23 protein-coding genes and 1 other annotated feature are annotated in these 23,018 nt (G+C 38.9%); of the genes, 13 read left to right on the top strand and 10 right to left on the bottom strand.

Annotation, left to right across the window (positions count from 1 at the left end; translation table 11 throughout):
* The first annotated feature begins 1 nt into the window (after position 1).
* The 6 genes from ACFSY7_RS00535 (at position 2) to ACFSY7_RS00510 (ending at position 2,642) form a co-directional block, all read left to right on the top strand.
* A complete protein-coding gene (locus tag ACFSY7_RS00535; protein ID WP_380146445.1) occupies positions 2-481 on the top strand; it encodes a Na+/H+ antiporter subunit E in 480 nt (159 codons plus the stop codon).
* A gap of 8 nt (positions 482-489) precedes the next feature.
* Positions 490-774, top strand: coding sequence for a Na(+)/H(+) antiporter subunit F1 (locus ACFSY7_RS00530; RefSeq protein ID WP_380146481.1), 285 nt, complete (start codon positions 490-492; stop codon positions 772-774).
* Positions 755-1,114, top strand: a complete 360-nt coding sequence (gene mnhG / locus ACFSY7_RS00525) for a monovalent cation/H(+) antiporter subunit G (protein WP_126989437.1) — start codon at positions 755-757, stop codon at positions 1,112-1,114. The genes ACFSY7_RS00530 and mnhG overlap by 20 nt, the downstream gene beginning before the upstream one ends.
* Positions 1,115-1,206: 92 nt before the next feature.
* Positions 1,207-1,764: a maltose acetyltransferase domain-containing protein gene (locus ACFSY7_RS00520; protein ID WP_255512463.1), complete on the top strand. Its 558-nt coding sequence runs from the start codon at positions 1,207-1,209 to the stop codon at positions 1,762-1,764.
* A 121-nt stretch (positions 1,765-1,885) separates the two neighbouring features.
* Positions 1,886-2,071, top strand: coding sequence for a hypothetical protein (locus ACFSY7_RS00515; RefSeq protein ID WP_380146444.1), 186 nt, complete (start codon positions 1,886-1,888; stop codon positions 2,069-2,071).
* Positions 2,072-2,123: 52 nt separating this feature from the next.
* On the top strand, positions 2,124-2,642 hold the full coding sequence (locus ACFSY7_RS00510; RefSeq protein ID WP_380146443.1) for a GNAT family N-acetyltransferase: 519 nt from the start codon (positions 2,124-2,126) through the stop codon (positions 2,640-2,642).
* Positions 2,643-2,691: 49 nt separating this feature from the next.
* Here the strand turns inward: ACFSY7_RS00510 and ACFSY7_RS00505 are convergent, their stop codons facing one another.
* Positions 2,692-3,561, bottom strand: coding sequence for a MerR family transcriptional regulator (locus ACFSY7_RS00505; protein WP_380146441.1), 870 nt, complete (start codon positions 3,559-3,561; stop codon positions 2,692-2,694).
* A 373-nt stretch (positions 3,562-3,934) separates the two neighbouring features.
* Between ACFSY7_RS00505 and ACFSY7_RS00500 the strand changes: the two genes are divergently transcribed.
* Complete coding sequence (locus tag ACFSY7_RS00500) at positions 3,935-4,732, top strand: SigB/SigF/SigG family RNA polymerase sigma factor (RefSeq protein ID WP_126989442.1); 798 nt, start codon at positions 3,935-3,937, stop codon at positions 4,730-4,732.
* A gap of 166 nt (positions 4,733-4,898) precedes the next feature.
* On the opposite strand, the gene argS is transcribed toward ACFSY7_RS00500, so the two are convergent.
* Positions 4,899-6,572 (bottom strand): arginine--tRNA ligase, encoded by a 1,674-nt coding sequence (gene argS / locus ACFSY7_RS00495; RefSeq protein WP_380146440.1) that lies wholly within the window; start codon positions 6,570-6,572, stop codon positions 4,899-4,901.
* A gap of 37 nt (positions 6,573-6,609) precedes the next feature.
* Positions 6,610-6,823 (bottom strand) — a binding site (T-box leader).
* Positions 6,824-7,051: 228 nt separating this feature from the next.
* Here argS and ACFSY7_RS00490 point away from each other — a divergent pair.
* Positions 7,052-8,242: an MDR family MFS transporter gene (locus ACFSY7_RS00490; RefSeq protein WP_380146439.1), complete on the top strand. Its 1,191-nt coding sequence runs from the start codon at positions 7,052-7,054 to the stop codon at positions 8,240-8,242.
* Between the two features lie 20 nt (positions 8,243-8,262).
* On the opposite strand, the gene ACFSY7_RS00485 is transcribed toward ACFSY7_RS00490, so the two are convergent.
* The 5 genes from ACFSY7_RS00485 to ACFSY7_RS00465 all read right to left on the bottom strand — a co-directional run bounded on the left by ACFSY7_RS00485 (position 8,263) and on the right by ACFSY7_RS00465 (position 12,161).
* Positions 8,263-8,817, bottom strand: coding sequence for a YdhK family protein (locus ACFSY7_RS00485; protein ID WP_380146438.1), 555 nt, complete (start codon positions 8,815-8,817; stop codon positions 8,263-8,265).
* Positions 8,818-8,867: 50 nt separating this feature from the next.
* Positions 8,868-9,839: a HAMP domain-containing sensor histidine kinase gene (locus tag ACFSY7_RS00480; RefSeq protein ID WP_380146437.1), complete on the bottom strand. Its 972-nt coding sequence runs from the start codon at positions 9,837-9,839 to the stop codon at positions 8,868-8,870.
* Positions 9,840-9,901: 62 nt separating this feature from the next.
* A complete protein-coding gene (locus tag ACFSY7_RS00475) occupies positions 9,902-10,552 on the bottom strand; it encodes a response regulator transcription factor (RefSeq protein WP_380146436.1) in 651 nt (216 codons plus the stop codon).
* 107 nt (positions 10,553-10,659) lie between these two features.
* Positions 10,660-10,893 (bottom strand): hypothetical protein, encoded by a 234-nt coding sequence (locus tag ACFSY7_RS00470; protein WP_126989448.1) that lies wholly within the window; start codon positions 10,891-10,893, stop codon positions 10,660-10,662.
* A gap of 74 nt (positions 10,894-10,967) precedes the next feature.
* On the bottom strand, positions 10,968-12,161 hold the full coding sequence (locus ACFSY7_RS00465; RefSeq protein ID WP_380146435.1) for an ornithine--oxo-acid transaminase: 1,194 nt from the start codon (positions 12,159-12,161) through the stop codon (positions 10,968-10,970).
* Positions 12,162-12,354: 193 nt separating this feature from the next.
* Between ACFSY7_RS00465 and ACFSY7_RS00460 the strand changes: the two genes are divergently transcribed.
* Positions 12,355-13,707 carry a sigma-54 interaction domain-containing protein gene (locus tag ACFSY7_RS00460; RefSeq protein WP_139994003.1) on the top strand — a complete coding sequence of 451 codons (1,353 nt, stop codon included), beginning with the start codon at positions 12,355-12,357 and terminating at the stop codon, positions 13,705-13,707.
* A gap of 138 nt (positions 13,708-13,845) precedes the next feature.
* Here ACFSY7_RS00460 and ACFSY7_RS00455 read toward each other — a convergent pair whose 3' ends face one another.
* On the bottom strand, positions 13,846-14,664 hold the full coding sequence (locus ACFSY7_RS00455) for a hypothetical protein (RefSeq protein ID WP_380146434.1): 819 nt from the start codon (positions 14,662-14,664) through the stop codon (positions 13,846-13,848).
* A 134-nt stretch (positions 14,665-14,798) separates the two neighbouring features.
* Here ACFSY7_RS00455 and ACFSY7_RS00450 point away from each other — a divergent pair, with 134 nt between their 5' ends.
* Positions 14,799-15,449: an MOSC domain-containing protein gene (locus tag ACFSY7_RS00450; protein ID WP_139994004.1), complete on the top strand. Its 651-nt coding sequence runs from the start codon at positions 14,799-14,801 to the stop codon at positions 15,447-15,449.
* A 207-nt stretch (positions 15,450-15,656) separates the two neighbouring features.
* Here ACFSY7_RS00450 and ACFSY7_RS00445 read toward each other — a convergent pair whose 3' ends face one another.
* Entirely contained in the window at positions 15,657-16,823 is a 1,167-nt protein-coding gene (locus ACFSY7_RS00445) for a hypothetical protein (protein WP_380146433.1), read from the bottom strand.
* A 370-nt stretch (positions 16,824-17,193) separates the two neighbouring features.
* Between ACFSY7_RS00445 and ACFSY7_RS00440 the strand changes: the two genes are divergently transcribed.
* Positions 17,194-17,676 carry a LysE family translocator gene (locus ACFSY7_RS00440; RefSeq protein ID WP_380146432.1) on the top strand — a complete coding sequence of 161 codons (483 nt, stop codon included), beginning with the start codon at positions 17,194-17,196 and terminating at the stop codon, positions 17,674-17,676.
* A 167-nt stretch (positions 17,677-17,843) separates the two neighbouring features.
* On the opposite strand, the gene ACFSY7_RS00435 is transcribed toward ACFSY7_RS00440, so the two are convergent.
* Positions 17,844-18,557 (bottom strand): TspO/MBR family protein, encoded by a 714-nt coding sequence (locus ACFSY7_RS00435; RefSeq protein WP_126989454.1) that lies wholly within the window; start codon positions 18,555-18,557, stop codon positions 17,844-17,846.
* A 347-nt stretch (positions 18,558-18,904) separates the two neighbouring features.
* On the opposite strand from ACFSY7_RS00435, the gene ACFSY7_RS00430 reads away from it, so the two are divergent.
* Both ACFSY7_RS00430 and ACFSY7_RS00425 read left to right on the top strand, forming a co-directional pair.
* Positions 18,905-20,938 carry a hydantoinase/oxoprolinase family protein gene (locus ACFSY7_RS00430; RefSeq protein WP_126991359.1) on the top strand — a complete coding sequence of 678 codons (2,034 nt, stop codon included), beginning with the start codon at positions 18,905-18,907 and terminating at the stop codon, positions 20,936-20,938.
* Between the two features lie 16 nt (positions 20,939-20,954).
* Complete coding sequence (locus ACFSY7_RS00425) at positions 20,955-22,907, top strand: hydantoinase B/oxoprolinase family protein (protein ID WP_380146431.1); 1,953 nt, start codon at positions 20,955-20,957, stop codon at positions 22,905-22,907.
* Positions 22,908-23,018 lie beyond the last annotated feature (111 nt).

Here is a 23,018-nt window from a genome sequence, read left to right as displayed (position 1 = left end):
GATGGCTGTACAAATCTTATTAAATGTCTTCCTAGCGCTTGTGTGGATGTTTTTATCGAATACGTTCACAGGAGTAGGCTTTATTACTGGCTATCTTCTTGGCCTTATCATGCTGTATATGATGCGTCATATGTTTAAAAGTCGCTTTTATTTACACCGCGTCTGGGCCGTTATAAAGTTATTCCTGTTATTTTTCAGAGAGCTTTGGAATGCCAATGTCGATGTTGTGAAGCATGCGATGAAGCCGAAAATTACGATGACACCAGCCTTTTTCGCGTATCCAACAGAGCTAACAGCAGATTGGGAAATTACATTATTATCGAATTTAATTACGCTAACACCTGGCACAATTGTTGTACACGTATCAGATGATGGCAAAACGCTTTACATTCATGCTATTGATTTAGATGATGTGGATGAGGCCATTGCATCGATTCAAAATACATTTGAAAAAGCGATTGTGGAGGTGACACGTACATGATGACCTTTATGCAAATTATCATTATTATTTGTATTGTGGCGATTGGGTTCGCGATGCTAGGGATTGTTTACCGTCTCATCAAGGGTCCTACAGCACCAGACCGAGTTATCGCATTAGATGCGGTAGGCGTAGCAATCATTGCACTTGTCGGCCTATTTTCGATTTTTGTCGGCACAAGTTTTTACATTGAAATCATTTTACTGCTGGCGATTTTATCATTTATTGGCACAATCGCCTTTGCAAAATTTTTAGAGAAAGGAGAGATTATTGATCGTGACAATTCTAATCAATAGTGTCATCATTCTTTCTCTTTTACTCGGGACGTTTTTCATCGTTATGACGGCAGTTGGACTTGTCCGTTTTCCCGATGCATATACGCGTGCACATGCCGCATCAAAGAGTGCCACATTAGGCGTACTCTTCATTTTAATTGGTGTCTTTATTTACTTTTGGCAAATAGAGGGAACTTATAATTCCCGCATCATTTTAGGCATTGTGTTTATTTTCATTACGGGCCCTATTGGTGGTCATATTATGGCGCGTGCAGCGTACTTTTCAGGTGTGAAACCGACAGAACGTACCGTACGTGACGACTTAAAAGAAGAGTATGAGCGAAAAAAGCGTTCATTATAACACTTTATAAAAAAACACGTTTGAAGCGTCGCTTTGAACGTGTTTTTTGTTTCTACATTTCATCGGAAGGGAACAGTGTACAAGAGGTGATTGTGATGACAGAAAAAGAAAAAATGCTAGCAGGTGAGCTTTATGATGCAAGTGACAAAGACTTAGTGCGTGATCGACTAAATGCACGTCGACTGACACGCTTGTTTAACGAGGCAATGGAGACAGAAGGATATCGCCGAAAGGAATTATTACAAGATTTATTTGGCTCAACGGGTGAGGAATTATTTATTGAGCCTAATTTTCGTTGTGACTATGGCTACAATATTCATGTGGGCGAAAATTTCTATGCAAACTTCTCCTGTGTCATGCTAGATGCATGTGAGATTCGTATTGGGGATAATTGTTTTATGGCACCAGGCGTACATATTTATACTGCAACACATCCGATTGACCCACAAGAACGTAATCGGGGACTTGAATATGGCAAGCCGGTCACAATCGGCGATAATGTTTGGATTGGTGGACGCGCTATTATTAATCCAGGTGTCACGATTGGCGATAATGTGGTCATTGCATCAGGCGCAGTTGTTGTAAAGGATGTGCCAGATAATGTTGTAGTCGGCGGGAATCCAGCGAAATTTATTAAAAAGGTCATTTAATTAACAAATGAATATAACTCGCTAGTCCATATAATAAAAAGAAAAGAGTGGTTACTACATGGAAACTTTCGGTTTATTAGGCTTTCTCTTAGCTACACTTGCCTTTATACAAATAACTATAATGAATCGTAAAATAAAAGACCTCGAAAAACGGATTGGTAGCCGTCCAATAGAACTATCAACGGAAGAGCAGCAGCATGTAAAAGAGTTGAAAATGCAGAAGCAAACTGTCCAAGCTGTTAAATTTGTACGCGAAAAATCAGGTGCTTCATTAATTGAAGCAAAACAATATGTGGATTCATTGTAACGACGTTTCATAAAAATTAAATGAAGGAATACAGAAGATGGGGGTGATGATTATGCATGTGAGAGCCGCAACGATAAAAGATGCAGAAGGGATTGCACATGTCCATGTGGATACATGGCGTACAACGTATTTAAATATTATGTCACCAGCGTATTTGGCGACATTAACATATGACATACGAAAAAAATTATGGCAAAAGCATCTTTCAGATAAAGAAAAACATATCTTTGTGCTAGAAAATGAGCAGACAGAGATTGTTGGGTTTGCGGCATGTAATCAACGCCCGCTAGAGCCACATGTTGGTGATTTAACAAGCATTTACATTATCAAAGAGGAACAACAAAAAGGATATGGACGCTTACTAATGAAAGCTCTTTTTCAAACGTTTAATGAGTTAGGTTGCGAAAAAGTATTTGTTGAAGTGCTAGTAGAAAATGATACGCGTCATCTATATGAATATTTTGGTGCTAAAATCGTTGAAATTGATACGATGAACCTTGGCACACAAGAACTAGAGTTTTTCATTTATAAATGGGACTCCGTAAAAAATGTCTTAGCACAGCTAGCATAAAAAAGCCGCAATTGTCATTTCTGACGATTGCGGCTTTTTTTAGTTGAATTTAATAGCTATTAAAAATCGTTGCCATGTCATTACAAAATGTTAAATGTTTAAATGGTTGCTTTTCAGTATAGATTCTTGCACCTTCGCCACCAATGACGAAGCGAATATGCGGATGCTGTGCCGCAAATTTTTCGAGATTGAGTAATTCATCAGGAAATAATTCAAATGGCTTTAATGTAGCTGCTGATAATAAAACGACCTGTGGCTCAAGTTTTAATATCAGTGCTTCGATCGTAGAAACAGAGGGTGAGCTGCCAATCATAAAATTACGATAGCCTTTAATACTTGCTTGAATTAATAAAATTTCAATAGCAATCTCGTGATTTTCTCCAGGCAGGCACGCACCTAAAACTAATGGACGTTCATTATTGACCGGGAAGCTTCGTCGAATGGTCGCTAAAAAATCGCGAATAATCGTTGAAGCAAGTGTTTCTTGGTACTCAAACCAAGAATGATTTTGCCAATTGTCGCCTACTTGATGCAAGAAGGGAATAATCAATTGATGTAAAAATTCATTGATACTTAAAATAAGATGCGCTTCCTGTAATATTTTATGAAAAGCTGCTTCGTCGCAATTCCAACCATACTCTAATAATTTAAATAAATAATGAGTCGTTTGTGGTTGGAACGCTGGCAACGTATTTGTCTTTTCCATTGCGCTACGAATCGTTGCACCGTCACGAATATAGTGTTGTATTTGCAATAAACGTAAAACATCTGACTGCGTATACTGGCGATAACCATTCTCTAGCCGGGTTGGTTGAATAAGTTGATGACGTTGTTCCCATTTTCGAGTTGTTTCTTTTGTAAGACCTGTAATATGTGACACTTGTGAGATTGTATAGTAATAATCTGAGTGATTTAGCATGATGACCCAAATCCTTTCTTCCTTTAAATTATAGGCGATTTTGAGCATTCATTCAAATTGTCTAATATTATTAAAAAAACATTATACAAAAAAATATAAAAAATAATAAATTTATAAAAAAAGAAAGGAATTTAGTTTGTATATTTATAACTAGTTAAGTCTTTTTTTAAATATTTATATACTTTTTAAGGTCTAAATGCTTCTAAAAGACATATTTTTTTTATTTTTTTAAATATAGATGTTTCAAAGAGACTATTGATGATGATTCATTAGTATAACTTTTAAAAAAATAAGTTTGACAATGTTTAAGGAGAGGTAAAGTCAATTAGATTTATCAGAAGTTCATACTAATCAAACAGGAGGAACTTAACCAATGAAAAAGAATTCATTTAATGAACAAGAGATTCACGCATTATTAAAAGACGCACAAAATGGAGATACTGATGCAGCAGCCGAGCTTGTAGACAGATTTCAGCCTCTCGTGTTGTCAATTGTAAATAAGTATTCACGCAAGATGAATGAACGTGAAGATGTTGTACAAGTTGGCATGATGGGGCTAACGAAAGCGATTCAAAAATTTGATTTGAATTTAGAAGGGAAATTTATTTCATACGCTGTTCCGACAATCGCTGGGGAAATCAAACGTTATTTCCGAGACTGCACATGGGACGTACATGTGCCGCGCCGCGTCAAAGAATTTTATATGCATGTCAATAAAGCAGTGAATGAATTAAATGAACAATTACAGCGCTCACCTAAAGTTTCAGAAATTGCGGAATATCTACAGGTAAAAGAGGATGTTGTATTAGAAACGATGGAACTAATGAGTGGCTATAACACATTATCTCTAGAAGCTCCTGTAGAAATGGGCACAACAGATGGTGCACCCTCTACATACAATGATTATCAAGGGATGATAGATGACAATTACGAGAAATTTGAAGATCATCTAGTGTTAAAACAGTCTTTAAATTATTTGACTGCGCAAGAACGAGAGATTGTTGAACTTTTATTCTTTAAAAACTGGACACAAACAGAAGTAGCGGATAAGTTTGGCGTGTCGCAAATGCATATTTCACGTATGCGTCGAAAAATCCTTTTAAAATTAAAAAATACAATTCGTGCGCATGATCATTTAGATATGCCACAGCGTTTTTCAAAAAATGCGTAGTATCAAAGAAAATCGCGTCTAAAAAAGAGTCTGGGACAAAACACGTCATTTTCTTTTTAAGCGTTCGCAACAATAAAACCGGAACCGCGCCACAGCGTGATTCCGGTTTTTCATATGTTCCTAGGAACGGGCAATTTTACACGTATGTCAAAGCTTCTTTTATACCCTACATATGCGCTGGTGCCTCAATACCTAAAAGATTTAAGCATTGCTCTAAAATAATAGACGCGGCATACAGCACGGTTAAGCGGTCCTGCTGCGTGTCATCCTGTGTTAAGACTTTTTGCTGACCATAGAATTTATTAATGGTGCGAGAAAGTTGTAAACTAAATTTAGCAATTTGAGAAGGGTCTGCCTGTGTATAGGCACGCGCAATCGTCGCTTCAAATGTTTCGAGCACTTTAATGAGCGGCCATAATGTATCATCGATTGCTTGAAGCGGAGCAGTATGTGCTTTAAAATCGGCTTTTTCAAGTAATGTATGAATACGTGCATTCGTATATTGCACGTATGGACCGGTCTCACCTTCAAATGTTAGCATTTGCTCGATTGAAAATTCGATATCATTTAGACGGTCGTTTTTTAAATCATTGAATAATACGGCGCCGATACCAACTTGTTTGGCAACTACATCACTATTTTCAAGCGTTGGATTTTTTTCTAGAATGGTTTGCTTTGCAGCTTCCATTGTTTCATTCAATACATTTGCTAATAAGACAATTTTGCCCTTACGTGTCGACATTTTTTTGCCGTCTTTTAGCATCATACCAAATGGAATATGGGCAAATTTTGATGCGTCATAGCCCAGTTTATCAAGCACTTGGAACCATTGTTTGAAGTGTAGTGTTTGCTCGCCACCAACAACATAAAATAGTTTTTCAGGTGCGTAGTTTTCGAGACGATAAATGGCAGCAGCTAAATCACGCGTTGCATAAAGTGTCGCGCCGTCTTTCTTTTTAATTAAGCAAGGAGGCAGGGTTTCACCTAAATCAACGACCTGTGCACCTTCTGAAGATGTTAGTAATTTTTTAGCTTCTAGCTCTTCTACGACGCGGTCCATTTTATCATTATAAAAGGCTTCGCCATTCGTTGAATTAAAATGAACGCCTAAAAGCTCATAAATTTCATTAAATTCGAGTAAGGAAGCTTCGCGGAATTCTTTCCAAAGCCCAAGTGCTTGTGCATCTCCGTCCTCAAGCGCTTTAAATGCCTGGCGTGCTTGCTCATCAAGTGTAGCATCTTTCTCCGCTTCCTCATGGAATTTCACATAAATCTTTAATAACTCTTGAATCGGCTGCTGACGAATTGCCTCAGGATTGCCCCATAAGCGATACGCAACGATTAATTTTCCAAACTGCGTACCCCAGTCTCCAAGATGGTTAATGCGAACCGCTTCATAACCCATTTTTTCTGCAATATTCGAAATTGCTTGCCCGATAACCGTTGAACGTAAATGCCCCATTGAGAAGGGTTTCGCGATATTTGGTGATGAATAGTCTACAACCACTTTTTTGCCATTCTTTGGTGCCGTCGCATAGGCAGCTCCCTCGCTCACAATTGCTGGAATAATCGTATTCGCGATAGGAAGCGGCTGTAAGAAGAAGTTCACATATGGGCCGTTTGCAACCACTTCTTTAATACGCACATCTTGCAATTTTTCTGCTAAATCCTTCGCAATGTGAACAGGGGACTGGCGTAGCTGTTTCGCTAAAATAAAACATGGAAAGGCGATGTCACCTAGTTCATCATGTTTTGGTTTTTCAAGTAATTGTTCGATTGTCGCTTGGTCAATGGCGTGATCAAGTGTGTCATGTAGTAATTGTGCAATCATTGTTTTCATTTTTTTCTCCTCCAATAAAAAAAGCCCTCGCCTCTATAAAAGAGACGAGAGCATAGATTCCCGTGGTACCACTCTAGTTGCCAAAATTTGGCCACTCATCATTGTTAACGAGGATTGCCCCGATACTTCCTACTACGTTTCAGAAGTTTTCTCCAAAGTGCGGTTCACCGTATGGATTTGTCTAGGCTTACACCAATTCCTAGCTCGCTTAACCCTCTCATATCGGCTACTCTCTTTTTCATCGAATTTGTCGAATCATTGAATTGTGTTTCATATTACTAGAAAAAAATACATTGTGCAATGTTTTTTTGAAAATAAAAAAACGCCCTTTCGGAACGTTTGTTCTATTTTTGCCGCAGTTTAAATAAATTACGTATTATTCGATTTCTATTATTTTTAGTATACCTGATTGTAAAATATAAGTCTATTTTTTACTAGAAAAGCTCGGTATAGTAGACGATACAGTGAGGGGAAAGCGCATGAAATGGAATAAAAATTTGAAAATTCGTCTTGTGGGAGAAGGGTTATTTAACCTATGCTACTGGATGTATTTCCCGTATATGGCCATTTATTTTAGCAGTCAATTTGGCGTACAGCTAGCAAGTATATTGATGATGATTCCACCGTTTGTGCAGCTATTCGGCCAATTGATCGGTGGGGTTATTGCCGACACACTTGGGCGACGAACAACGATGCTTATTGGTGCTAGTATTCAGGCCGTGATGTTTGCATTATTTGCGTTATCAACGGAAAACTGGCTTGATTATGTCGCCTATGTATTGATTGGCATTGGCGGTGCCCTTTATAGCCCCGCGAGTGATGCGATGGTTGCCGATTTAGTGCCGGACGAAGAGCGCAAGCACGTATTTGCGACCTTTATTACCGTCAAAAATATTGGTGCGGTACTGGGCCCGGTAATCGGAGCCACGTTATTTTTCTCTTATCGCACACCTTTATTATGGGCCTGTACGCTTATTTTAAGTGTGTATCTACTCATTATTTTTATTGAAATGACCGAGACCTTACCAGGAAAAAAGCCCGCTAAAAAAATCACACGTAGCCTCCTAGAAAAGGCCGGCAATTATCGCCTGATTGTGCAAGACCGCGTATTTTTTCTCTATATTTTAGCTGGTGTACTATCGATTTTTACCATTATGCAGCTCGACTTATTTATCGCTAAATACATCGTTGATGAAGTACCGGCACAGTGGCATTTAGATAGTCGCTCTATTCTAGGCCTTCTTTTAGGCATTAACGGCCTGATGTTTGTGGTGCTTATTTTACCGACAACACGCTTACTTAAAAATTGGCGGGACCGAGATGTGTTTATTTTATCCTGCCTACTAAACGGTGGTAGTTTATTTCTTATGAGTATGACAACCAATCTTGTGCTACTCATTGTACTCATTGTGGCATTCACGATGGGTGAAATTGTTCGTGCACCTGTCATCAATCATTTTGTTAGTAGGCATGCACCAGAAGCGATGCGTGGCCAATATATGGGTGCTTCTAACATGCAATATACGATTGGTCGAATATTGGCGCCTCTTATTTTTTTCGTATCCTCTCCTATACTAGCAGGAACAACGCTATTTATCGTATCAATAATAAGTATGATGCTTTATCTAAAAATTTCTCCCTATCCGTACAAAGTAAAAGGATTGGAATAATCAATTCCAACCCTTTAATTTTAGTGAGCAGCTCGTAATTCATCTTCTGTTACCCATTTATGATTTTTAATCATTTGTCCATCTGCATCTTTATAATCGACCATATAAACGGTCGTTTTTTTAGCGGAATCAATTGTCGCTCTAGCACCGGCCATTCCTTCCATATGGTCAGCAGTTAGAGTTACTTTGTCACCCTTTTTATACGAAGTAGGGGAGGCTTTCTTGATTTCTTCATGAATGACCCATTTATGGTTTTTGACAGGTTCTTTTTTACCCGTAGTCGGCGTGTAAGTCACGCTATATACCGTAGTGTCGTACGCACCTGAGACAGTCGCTTGTTGTCCGTCCATACCAGGCATATGATGGGCCTCCATGGTTACCTTACTACCTACTGAAAATTTAGGATTCTTTTCTTTTTTAACAGCATCCGGTGCTCCTTCACTTGACGAATGATTCATCGATTCATGATTCATATCATGTTGCTGTTTTGGCTGTTCTTCCGTCGTATCAGCTTGTCCACATGCACTCAGACTTATTACTCCAATGATAGCTGTTGTCATAATCCATTTTTTCATGTATTCTCATCCTTTCTTTTGTTTCATTATAAAAAGAACTTATGTAGAACTTATGAAGAATGGCGAGGGAGATCAATTTGACAAGTCATGCCACCTATATCATTATTTTTCATCATAATGGTTCCTTGATGGGCTTCTACTAATGCTTTTGTAATCGTTAGTCCTAACCCTTTATTAGAAGAGGATGTACTACTAACATAGCGCGTAAATAGCTTTTCAGGAGTAGGTGAGCCACCACCTGTATCTGCGATAATAATACAAAGAGATTGCCCATTTTCCTTTGCATAACACTGAATACGTCCATCTGATTCGACAGCGTGAATGGCATTTTCAAAAATATTTTGTAAAATTTGTGTAAGTCGTTTTTCATCGACGAAGCCCTTTAAATGAGGTGCTACATCAATCGCTAACTCCATTTTTTTTGATAAACAAATCGGCGCATAAAGCATCGCCGTTTTTTCGATAATTGGTGCAATGAATTGGTTTTTTCGCTCAATAGTGAATTTTGGATCATTAATCACATTTAATTGATCGAGCTCTGCTACAAGACCAATCAATCGATCTAACTCCGCTGTACAATTCGATAAACGTGCTGGTGTTACTTCCCAAAGACCATCTTCAAAAGCACTTAATTGACTTTTTAAAGTAGCCAATGGATTCCGTATTTCATGTGCCAGATTTTGAGTCATTTCATTTCGTGATTGCTCATACTGAGCGAGTGTTTTATCGAGTGTCTGTAGGGAACACCCCAATTGTCCGATTGCATCATTTGGCATAGAAGGTAAGGAGACATATCTTTCTCCTTTGACGAGCTTAAGCGCAAAAGCTTGAAGAATGTGCATTGGCTTAATAATCATTCGCGCTAATAAAAAACTCGCAATGCTAATTACTACGAAAAGAATGAGTAATGTCCAACTAGCTGTTTCTCGTAAAGCCATATCAAAATGGGCGAGGAGTGCGTCATTTTGACTAGAATCGAGCATTTGAAAATGCTTATGTGCTTTATGTAATAAGATATACATACTGATTATTAGCGTAGAAAATGTGAAAAGAGTCAACAGAATCGTTATTTTCACTACAAGTTTCATGAGAGATGACTCACTTCTTCTAATTTATACCCAATACCAAAAACAGTTTGAATGAGTGGGTAGTTTATTTTCTTCCGAATATTTTTTATATGCTGATCAATAACCCGTGGGTCTGTCTCTTCACTAAATAAATTTTCAATCATTTCATAACGACTAAATACTTTCGTTGGATTCTCAAGTAGTAATGTCATAATTTTCCCTTCATTCTCTGTCAACGTAACGGCTTCATCCGGTAAGGTAAGCAGTCGTGCTGTTGCTTCATAATTAATTGCACCTACTTGAAGATTCGCTGATTTCGGTAAAAGCCTTTTTGCACGTGCTACGATTTCTTTTGGATGAAAAGGTTTAATTACGTAATCGTCAGCTCCAATATGAAATCCATTGAGCTTATCTTCAATGCTAATTTTTGCGGTAAGCATAATGACCGGAATCGATGTTTCTAGCTTTAGATAGAGACAAATATCTTCACCACGCATGTCGGGCAGCATTAAATCTAAAATAACTAAATCAACAACATGTTTTTCAAGTAAATCTAATGCCTGACTTCCTGTATGCGCTATAACTACATGCGCTGGTAATTTTTCAAAATACGTTTGTAAAACATCGGTAATAGGATGTTCGTCGTCAACAAGTAAAATGGTGTTCATTTTATACCCCCTACCCCTTATTGTTGACTAATTAGAGCGAGGTTGCAAGAAACTTGCGACCAATCAAAAAAGATAGCATCTCTTTTTTTAGAAGAGAGCTATCTTTTTTAAAATCGTAAATGTTGCTTAGCTGCTTTTCGTGCCTCACGTTTTTCAATGGAACGCCAAATCGCCAAATACACCGGAATAAAAATAAGACTGAAAAGGGCGATGACACCGATTAAAAGTGGCACATTCGGTGCTTTAGCCATCGTGTTATAAAAATAAGCACCCACGAAAACGAGTACATAGATGATAAGAAGCCATAACCAAAACAACGCCTTCGTTGTGTAATTTCTCATAAAATCCCCCCTGCATGTAAGTGTACCATGAAGCGAACATACAAGGCATCTAACTTCTGGGGGTATTTTGTTAATTAATTAAAGAGCGTTTTAATCTGCTCAAGCGCCCAGTCTAGCTCTTCTTTTGAAATCACAAGAGGTGGAGCAAAGCGGATAACGGTTGCATGCGTTTCCTTACATAATAAGCCCTTTTTCATCAGTGCCTCGCAGTAAGGACGCGCATCTGTGTGTAGCTCAATACCAATAAAGAGCCCTGTGCCACGAATTTCCTTAATAGCTACATGGTTGATTGTTTCAAGTTGCTCTTTAAAGTACTGCCCAAGCTCAAGCGAACGCTGTACAAGGTTTTCCTCTTCAATGACTTCAAGAGAAGCAGTGGATACTGCACAAGCTAGTGGATTGCCGCCAAATGTTGAGCCGTGTGAGCCAGGATTTAAGACGCCTAAAATATCCTTATTCGCCACGACCGCAGAGATTGGCATCACACCGCCGCCTAATGCTTTTCCTAAAATAAGCATATCCGGCATGACATCCTCCCATTCATAAGCGAATAATTTCCCTGTACGCGCAAGGCCTGTTTGGATTTCATCACAAATGAATAATACTTGATGTTTGCGACAAATTGCTTCTACTGCTTTTAAATAGCCTTTTGGTGGCATAATAATGCCCGCTTCCCCTTGAATGGGTTCAACGATAAACGCCGCCGTATTTGGCGTAATCGCTTGCTCGAGTGCCACTGCGTCCCCGTAAGGCACGACCTTAAACCCTTCTAACATTGGCCCAAAGCCTCGCTTATACTCCTCCTCAGATGAGAGGGATAAGGCACCCATTGTACGACCGTGGAAATTGCCGATACAGCCAATAATTTCTGCTTTCCCTGCTTCCACACCTTTGACATCATATGCCCAGCGACGTGCCACTTTAATTGCGGACTCCACCGCTTCGGCGCCTGTATTCATCGGCAGCACCATATTTTTTCCGGTCATTTGTGTCACCTTTTCATACCACGGTGCCAATTGGTCATTATGGAATGCACGTGATGTTAACGTGACCTTCTGTGCTTGGTCGACAAGTGCCTGAATAATTTTAGGGTGACGATGCCCTTGGTTGAGTGCCGAATAAGCCGATAGCATATCCATATACTTCGTGCCCTCCGGATCATATACCCAAACACCTTCGCCACGCTCAATCACGATTGGCAGTGGGTGATAATTGTGTGCGCCTAATTTTTCAGTTGTTGTCATAATCGATGAAGATGCTGTTGTCATAATCAATCCGCCCCTTTAAAAAAAGTATGTGTCGACTTTATCTATGCAAAAATCATGCCAACTTCTACTAAGCGTCAAATCCGCATCATAAAACGCTTTTTATTGTATGATAAGCCAGAAAATTAAGAAATTTTTTGGCGTTTTACCCATTTCGCCAATTTTTTTTGCTATGCTAGTGAAAAGAGGTGACAAAATGGAAAAATTATTAATCAATGCCATGGATTGTTTGAATGTAGGCGTTCATATAATTGATGCGACAGGCAAAACCATTGTATACAATCATAAAATGTCCGAGCTAGAGGCGATGAATCGTAGTGAAGTGCTCGATAAAAATATTCATGATGTCTTTCAGTTTCAGGAAAATGAGGAAAGTACATTACTAACGGCACTTCATACCGGGGAAGCCGTGCTAAACGTAAAGCAGCAATATTTTAATAATATCGGGCGTAAAATTATGACGGTTAATAATACCTATCCGATTGTTGAAGCGGGTGAGGTAACAGCCGTTATGGAAATTGCGACGGATGTTACGAAAATAGAGCGACTTTTACGACATCAAAAAGAGGCACTAAAGCCATCCTTCCATTTTGATGATATTATTGGTGAAAATAGTGGGCTTCTCGATGTTATAGAGCTCGCAAAACGTGCGGCGCGTACAACGTCTAATGTGCTATTAATTGGCGAAACAGGAACCGGAAAGGAATTATTTGTGCAAAGCATCCATGATGCTAGCAATCGCTCCGATAAGCCACTCATTGCACAAAACTGTGCGGCGTTGCCTGATACGCTAATGGAGAGTATTTTATTTGGTACAACGAAAGGGGCATTTACTGGTGCAGAGGATCGTCCAGGCTTATTTGAGCAGGCAAATGGCGGCACGTTATTGTTAGATGAGTTAAATTCATTACCTATCCATCTACAGGCCAAGCTACTGCGCGTACTACAAGAGAAAAAGGTGCGCCGGATTGGCGGCTTACAAGAGATTTCAGTAGATGTACGCATGATTGCGACCATTAATGAGGATCCATTTGAATTAATTGTACAGGAAAAGCTACGTAAAGATTTATATTATCGTCTTGCAGTTGTCGCACTAATGATTCCGCCGCTTCGAGAGCGCATGGATGATTTAGATTTATTAGTAGAAAGCTTTATTCATAAATACAATGATTTGCTGCAAATGAATGTCCAATCGATTTCACCCGCTGCCCGCGAGCATTTTCGTCAGCATGACTGGCCGGGGAATGTGCGTGAGCTTGAGCATGCGATTGAATCAGCCATGAACAGTATGGAATACGAGCAAATTATTGATGAGGTACATTTGCCGTATTATTTCCGGATGAAAGCTCCTAAACTTCAAAAAGCGATGTTTACATCATTTGAGCAAGATTCGTCAAAAAACTTAAAGGAGCAATTACTCGATGCAGAGCGTGTCATTTTAGAAAAAGTATTAACGGATACACAGCATCATATTACGCTTGCCGCAAAACAGTTAGGCCTTAGCCGACAAAGTCTTCAATATCGTATGAAACGCCTCGGCTTACAATAAAAAAGCCGCCTGCGTCGAAACGCAAGCGGTCAAATGAGAAGAATATGAAAAGTACACTTATAATATAACCACTATATGCTTAGTGTAAACCTTATTTTTTTCAAAAAAAGTAAATAAAGTTGAAAAAGTAAAATATACCTATTTTTCAGTTTCTTCCTCAGATTTTGTTAAAAGCGCTTGAATGCGCTCATTATACATTGCATGAAGCTGATTGATTTCTTGCTGATGCTCACGGCTCATTGCGACAAGCTCATTATTTTTCGCCGCAGATTCCTGCATACGCACAAGCTCAATATCTTTTGCATGAGATGTTTCAATCGCCTGTAATTGATTTTCTAAGTCGTGGTTTAGCTGATATGCCTTTTGAAGCTCGTTATCTTGCGCTTTCAATTCTTTTTTATGTGCTGTCACTAAGGCTGTATGCTCTTGCTTTGCTAATGCAAGGTCATTGCGGAGGCCCTTATAAGAGGCAATTTCTTCCTCTAGCTTCACGATTTTTTCACTATAGCTCGCAATTAATGCCTGCTTGTCGCCCATTGTACCGGCAAGCTCTGCATTTTTTGCTTCAAGCTCTGCGATGGCGTCATTTAGTTCATCATACTGTGTGTTCATCGACTCCACAGCCGCATCCTTTTCCTGTACTTGCTTTTGCAAGTCTGCGATGGTGCGGTCTTTTTGTTTCACAAGCTCTGTGGAATCAACAATTGCCTGGTCACGTAAATAGCCTGAGCGCTCGATCATATTTGCGACTAATGTATAAATACGCTGTGTATGATGTTCTAGCTCATCTAAATCTGGCGTAAATTCCGTCGCTTTATCCTTCATCGTTTGAACCTGGTATAGGGCGACTGCTTTTTCTAACCATTCTTTTGCTGAATAGCCACTTTCCTCGATGATTTTTTTCGTTTTTTCATGCATTTCATCTGTGATTTTGAAGCCCATTGTTTTATCTGCCATTTGAAAAACTCCTTTGTTAACATTTTGTGATTTACGCGGGGTTAACTAGCCTTATGTACGTTAACATCAGTATAGCATAATCATCTTTTCTTTTTGTAGCGCGTTGTATACAATGAAATAAACAAAGGGGGAGTATGATGACAGCATTAACGTATTTTTCAATTGGGAAGCCTAAAAAAATGAGTTATGGGCGCGATAAAACGATGGAGACTGGCATTTGTAAAGAGGCCGTAACAGAGGCTTTTTTAACAAAGGATGGCTTTACAGGCGATGGTGTAGCGGATTTAAAGCATCATGGTGGCCTAGACCGTGCCGTTTGTGTGTATCCGTATGAGCATTATTTGCAGTGGCAGGAAGAATTCGGCGATACATTACCACCCTCTGCATTTGGCGAAAATATTACGGTACGTGAGGCACTTGAAGCAGATGTCGCAATTGGTGATATTTATCAGCTAGGGGATGCAATCATTCAGGTGACACAGGGGCGCATTCCTTGTAATACAATCAATCGTCGTGTAGGGAATCCACAGATGATGAAGCGCATGGTAGAGACCGGCTTTACGGGCTATTTATGCCGCGTACTAGAAGAAGGCAGCGTCTACAGTGATTCAGAAATGACGTTACTGCAAAAAGACCCAGCGAATATAACCGTACTCTTTGGGAATGAGACATACTTCCATCATGCGAAAGATGTAGAACGCATGAAAAAAATCATTGCGGTCGATGCACTTGCAGATGATTGGCGCGAGCGCTTTGATACACGATTAGCAAAATTAACATATTAAAAAAGGCCTTCCAAATTTGGAGGGCTTTTTTTAAAGGCCAAGCTGTTTCTTTAAGGCTTGCGTTAATAATGGAATGAAAAGATATACATACTCAACTCCCCATCTACAAAAAAACAGTATACTAATAATATATGACATAACTAGTTAAATCTCATGTTAGGATAGGAAATGGGCAGCGAGTATTTAAAAAGAAAATACTAATTACATTTAATCTGCATAAATATAATGATTTAATTCTGTCACCGTCGTTGGACCATAGTCAAAGCAGCGTGTAATGTCCTGACCATTATCATGTAGCTCGATTGGATCGACCTTTAAGCCTGCATATTCTGTAGCACGTAGGTAGAAGTATTTTGTCTCCGGAACATGTGTAAAGCCTAATGCTTCAAGCTTTCCTTTTTCATATTGTGGTGCTTCAAAAATAGTAATAGGGGCTTTTAATTGATTAAAGACGAATTGCTTCATTTCCTCAATCGCAAATGTCGTATAGTCATTGTGTACGGTATCACTTAATACAGTGAAATTTTCTAAAAAGACAATATCAGTGAAACCCGCAAGTGCATGGAAGAAGCCATATTGCGCAAATAAATGATATTCACGTTCGATATTTAAGTTTTTATAAGAATATTTTAAAACGTTTAAACGTAATTGACGTAATGATAATTCAATCATCGGTGTATGCTGGCGCACATAAGGGTACTGGACCACACGATTTTCTGCTTGAATCACGCCGCGAATACGGCGCTCATATTTACGAGACACTTCGATTTCATTTAAAAAGGTGAAACGCGCCATTGTACGATCCTCTAAATAAGTAAGCTCAACTTCACTCTTTTGTGGAACAATCGGCACAAATTCGCCGTAGCTTAAATCGGTTGTGCCATCAAAATCTAATTGTAAAAAGGCAATTTCCTGCATCATTGGGTAAATGCCTGCATCTAAAAATAAATAATCGAGTGATTTACGCATTTTTGTGCTTAAATGTTGCATGTGAATGTATAGACTTTTAAGTAATAATTCATACACTTCATGCTGGTCAATCATTTCCTCTTCGTTTACCCATTTGCTGTAAAATGGACGCGTCATAAAGGCAAGTGTTTGTGTGTCATGTTTCCAAATTGTTGGCTGCATCGCCTCATAATTTTTATAAAAAGCATGGTGAATTTTTAAAAGAAGCGGCGACCAATTAGCAGAAGCCGGCTTTTCAACGAAGTAAAGTGTTGTTTGCGGTGAATCTTCTTTTTCAAAGAAACGTGCCTTCGGGTAGTCGACGCGCGCTGTTAATTTTATGTAAGGCACTGAAAGCCCATTTATATCAATGGTTAAATTTGTTTCAATTATTTCTACATATTTCTGATCTATTTCATAATACATATTGTACACCTTCCGCACATAAGATATATGAATTATACCAACATAACAAATGTGTGCAATATCCTATTTAATAAAGAGCTGTTTTAGCTCAAGACATTGGTTTTATTCTCCATAAATAGGTGCTTTTTCGTACGATACTTTTAAAATTATTCATTTAAAGGAGTTAAAAATAAGCGTATTTATCTATTTTAAAATAACAAAAAAATGCATAATCTAAATAATTAATATTTTTAAATACATACGGCCTATATAAAAAACTTAAAAAACCATTTTGTATATAATTTGGCGAAATAGCCATATGTCTTTTAACACAAATTTGAATTCCAACATTTTTTACTTATAATAGAAAACACAGAAATGGTGAATATACATGACGGATATGATGTGGCTTTTTTTAAAAGGTGTGATTATCGGCGTGACAATTGCTGCGCCAGTAGGACCTATTGGAATATTATGCATCAAACGTACGTTAGAGCAGGGGAAATGGATTGGCTTTGTGTCCGGCTTAGGTGCCGCAACAGCAGATGGTATTTATGGGATTATTGCGGGTCTTGGGTTAACGGTTATTATTCATTTTTTAACAGGCATTTCAATGTGGCTACAGCTTATTGGCGGCGTCTTTTTACTTTATCTTGGGGTACAAATGCTGCGTGCGAAACCTTCACATGAAGCAGCAAAAGCAAGTCGTGGCAAAACGCCGTTAAAAGCGTACCTTTCTACTTTATTTTTAACGATTACAAACCCCGTGACGATTTTATCTTTTTTAGCAATCTTCGCAGGGCTTGGCATTACGACGGCTGAGTATAGTGGTGTCATTTTAGCACTGGGTGTCTTTATTGGCTCCGCGATTTGATGGCTACTATTAAGTACAGGCATTGCGTCTCTAAGCCGCTTCATTGGCAAAAAATTATTTCAAGGCATTCATTATGCATCTGGTATTGTGTTAATTACATTTGCGCTTGCCGCCTTTTTTACACTTTAACTAAAAAAAACAGACAACCATTTTGGCTGTCTGTTTTTTTAATTCCGATCTTTAACGTACACGAATAGTGACACGAGCACCATAATACCGACAACAATTCCTGTACCCGTTGCCATCAGTGCCTGCTCATTCGCAACAGAAACACCGATTAAAGCCCAGGTTGTTACTAATAGGAAGAATAAATCACGTGATACTTTCACGGCTAGTATCGTTAATAACGCTGCAATGATAACTAACACAAATGAGCCAAATACTTCATTAATGCCAAGTGAGACACCATTGTATTTTAAAACGAAGCTAATATTTGCGATTGTCGCAACTGAAATCCATGCTAGATAAAATGAAAAAGGTAGTCGCTTTCCAAAACCTTGCTCATCATTTTTATACTGTAAATAGATGAAAATGAGTGTCACAAGCAGTAATAGCATGAAAATAATTGATGTACCAAAGAATTCGAAGTGCCAGCAAATCAGCCACGCGATATTCCATACACAAGTTGCGACAAAGGCAACACCAACTTTTGTATTAAAATCGCGACGCTTTACACGCTTGTAAATAACAATCAGCCAGACAATTAATAGAACATATATTAAAGACCAAATTGAAAAGACATAGCCAGCTGGTGTAAAGAGTACATTGATTTTATTCGATATTTCACCTGTTGTTTGCCCGTTAAGTGGCAATAAATTGGCGAGGGCATTAACGATGACCATCGCTCCAAAACCAATCCACATTGCAATATATAATCTCATCGTTTAACCCCCTTTTACAATCTATACCCAAAAGTAGATAAAACAATCCGAGAAAAAATAAAGATAGTGACAATTCTAAAAAGAATGATAGAAGTGAATTGAACTCTTGAAAAAACTTCTAATTCTTGCTCTTTTAAATAATTTAAAAATGAATCAATAATTCATAAATGAATCAATAATTCCAAAAAACGATTCATTTATGAATTGAAAAGTTTTTAAAAGATTGATTTTTCAGTCTTTTTAAACTTGGCATTATTCTTGCATTATAAATAAGCGTACACCAATTTAAGGTGACTATGTGATACTTCCTAGGCAAGAACAACTCAAGCGGAAAGAGGCGAAAGTATATGGTTCAAAGTCGATTAGCAATTGATGTAGGTGGCACATTTACAGATGTTTTTGTATTTAACGAGGAAACAGGAGAAGTATTTGTCACAAAAACATCGTCAACGCCAGCAAATCCAGAACAAGGAATTTTAGATGGTATTGATAAGGCAAATCTAAAAGGACAAGACATTAAAGTATTTTCTCATGGAACTACTGTTGGCACTAACGCATTAATAGAACGTAAATTACCTAAGACAGCGCTTGTGACAACAAAAGGGTTTCGTGATGTAACAGAAATTCGCCGCGGCACAAAAGAAGATATTTGGGATATGTATGAAGACACTGCAAAACCATATATTAAGCGACGAGACCGCTTCGAAGTAGCAGAACGCGTAGATTATGAAGGACATATTTTAGAAGCATTGGATGAAGAGGAGATGCGTACTCTTGCGCGTAAGTTAAAGCGTCGTGAAACCGAATCGGTCGCTATTTGTTTTATTAATTCATACATGAATGGTGAAAATGAATGCAAGGCGAAGAAAATTATTGAAGAAGAGATGCCAGGAGTATATGTTTGCACCTCAAGTGACGTATTACCAGAAATGTTTGAGCATGAACGTATGAGTACGACCATTATAAATGCAGTATTAGGTCCCATTATGAGTCGTTATATTAAAAAACTTGAAGTTGAAATGAAGGATCGTGGTTATGAGGAAGATATTCTCGTTCTACACTCAGGTGGTGGAGTTATGACTTCTAGCACCGTACCAAAGTTTGCGGCAAGGCTAGCAAGTTCAGGTATTGCAGCAGGAGCGATTGCGAGCAAACATATCGCAAAATTATGTGGCTTTACGAATGCCATTGGGTTGGATATGGGTGGTACGAGCACTGATATTTCTTTAATGTATGATGGAGAAATTCGGATTACAAAAGATTGGGCAATTGAATATGGTTATCCAATTGGATTCCCGAGCATTGAAATCTTAACAATTGGCGCAGGTGGTGGAAGTCTTGCTTGGAAAGATGAAGGTGGTTCATTACGAAATGGCCCACAAAGTGCAGGAGCAATGCCAGGACCTGCCTGCTATAGCCGTGGTGGTACGGAACCTACAAACTCTGATGCCAACTTAGTGCTAGGTCGACTAGGTACAACATTATTAGATGGCTCAATGACATTAGATAAAGATAAGGCTGATGCAGCGGTTCAAAAAATTGCTACAGACTTTGACTATTCACTAGAAGAAGCGGCGAGCGCGATTATTGAAGTAGCCAATGCTAATATGAGTGATGCTGTACGGTTGATTTCTGTACGTCGAGGCTATGATCCACGTGATTTTGCACTTGTCGCTTTCGGTGGCGCAGGACCGCTTCATGGTGCAGAACTTGCAAAAGATTTGAATATCCCAATTGTTATCGTACCGCCCCATCCAGGTGTTGCGGCTGCGATGGGCTGTCTACTCGTAGATGTCCGTCATGATATTTCAAAAACGTATGTTAAAAATGCAGCAGATGCAACAGCAGTAGAGTTATTAGAACAATTCGCTGAAATGAAAAAGGAAGCAAACATGTTGCTTGAAGAAGAAGGTATTCCTGAGGAAAGCGCTACATTAATGAACTATGTAGATTTACGTTATAAAGGGCAATGGCGTTCTTTGGCTATTCCGGCTCCTGATAATTTTGAATCACTGTTGCCAATTTTAGAAGAATTCCACAAAGAACATGCGCGAGAATTTGCCTTTTCTGATGATACCCAACCCGTAGAAATTTACGGCTTACGTGTAACAGCAATTGGAACAGTACCAAAACCTGAACTTCCAACATATGAGGTAGAAGGGAAACTCGATGCTGCCATCAAGGAAACTCGTCCAGTCTATTTTAATAATACCTTCACTGAAGCAACTGTTTATAACCGTGAGCTTATTCCAGTTGGTGCGGTAATTGAGGGTCCCGCAATTGTGGATCAATTAGATACAACAACCGTCATTCCATCAGGATTTGTAGCGAAAGTAGATGCATATAAAAATATTATTATTTCTGTCACAACAGACTATTAAATGAGGAGGCGTTTGAATGGAAACAACTCGTAAATTAGATCCTGTAACATTTGAAGTATTAAAAAATGGGTTTGTCAATTTAGTGGACCAAATGGCTGAACAAATGTTACGTACGTGTTATTCATTTGTTATTTATAATCGTGACTTTAGCTGCGCTCTTTGTGACGCGGACGGGAATACAATTATGCAAGGGACGCAAGATATTTCAGTGCATGTTGGAACACTACATTTAACAGCAAAAGCCGTCTTAGAAGACTTCGGCGATGATATTCACCCAGGCGATGTCTTTCTTGTTAATGATCCCTATCGTGGGGGAACACATTTTAGCGATACGCGTGTAATTTATCCGGTTTTTCACGAGCAACGTTTAATTGCACTCATGCAAACCAATGGTCACTGGGCTGATGTGGGTGGTTCAAACCCTGGTTCATTTGATGTGACAGCGAAAGAGCATTACGGCGAAGGAATGCGTATCCCACCAGTACGTATCTTCAGTAAAGGACATTATTTAAAAGATGTTGTAAACATTATTGTGAAAAATATGCGTCTACCGGAGGAACGTTTAGGCGATTTACGTTCGCAAGTTGAAGCTGCAAAAGTTGGCGAAGTACAACTACAAGCAATGATTCGTAAATATGGCGTTGAGACCGTACTTGAAGCATTTAGTGAAGTCCAAAATTACGTAGAACGCTTGACGCGTGCAAAGGTGAAAACATTACCAAAAGGTACGTGGGAAACAGTAGATTATATCGACATGGATCCAGAAATCGGCGATGGTTTAATTCCAATTCGTGTAAAAATGACGATTACTGACGATGAAATTTTATACGATTTATCCGGTTCCCACCCGTACATCAGTTGCTTCTTAAATGCTGGTTTTGGTTCAGCTTTATCGGGCACGTATGCTGGTACGAAGACATTTTTCCCTGAAATTCCACTAAATTCAGGGTTCTACCGTGTAGTAAAAACACATTTACCAGAAAATTCAGTTGTGAATGCACCTAGTCCCGTTGCTGTTTCTGGTTATTGCTCAGGTTCCTTTGAAAAGATTATGAATGCATGTTTTGAATTATGGTCTAATATTATGCCAGAACGTGCCTTAGCTTGTTCCTTTAATTTAGAATATTTACTCATTGGTGGCTATGATACACGTAATGGCGCACGAGACTATTTTATGTGGTATGACTGGATGGCTGGTGGACACGGTGGACGTATTGACCGCGACGGCGCTAATACCACTTCGCCTGTATTTGGAGTGGGCTTAAGTGTACAACCATGTGAAGGCCAGGAACGTTTATCCCCGGTTTTAACAACGAAACATGAAATCATTACCGATTCAGCAGGTCCCGGAAAATATCGCGGAGGGTGTGGCGTTGAAAAAGGTGGAGAACTTACACAGATTGAGGGGACGGTAATGTCTTATTGCTGCGACCGTTCACGTTCCATTACATGGGGAATCATGGGTGGCCTACCATCTATTCCGCAAGGGGCGATTTTAAATCCTGGTAAAGATTCAGAACAATTTTTAGGTACCATCTTTTCAAATGTATCACTTCAAAAAGGCGATACATTTACACGCCCCGCTGCAGGTGGTGGAGGCTTAGGCGATCCTCTTGAACGCGACATGTATGCCGTGTTAGAAGATGTAATTGATGAATATGTATCAATCGAGCGAGCTCGTAAAGATTACGGCGTAATTATTCACGAAATTGATCGTGAATTAGATCAATTTGAAATCAATTATGAAGCGACACAAAATGAGCGAGACTATATTCGTCATAATCGAAAAAATTGGTTTAATGAAGCTCCAGAGGAAGTAGCGCGTTTATATCGTGCGGGAGAAATTAATCAAATGGATGTTATTCGCAAATATGGCGTGATTATGGATTATACGTCAAATAGCGTATTACCTATTTCGACAGCACAGTATCGGGAATCTATGGTCAATCGTACAGTCGCATATTGGTAGTAAATGAAAGAGGCTGGGACAAAACCCTAGTCAATAAGAAAAGACATTCACGATTTTATTCAAATCATGAATGTCTTTTTTATCTGCTTGTCAGCCGTTGTTCATCGTTTC

Source organism: Kurthia populi, from assembly GCF_042686175.1.
Lineage (GTDB): Bacteria > Bacillota > Bacilli > Bacillales_A > Planococcaceae > Kurthia > Kurthia populi.
This window is presented reverse-complemented; position numbering and strand designations above follow the sequence as displayed.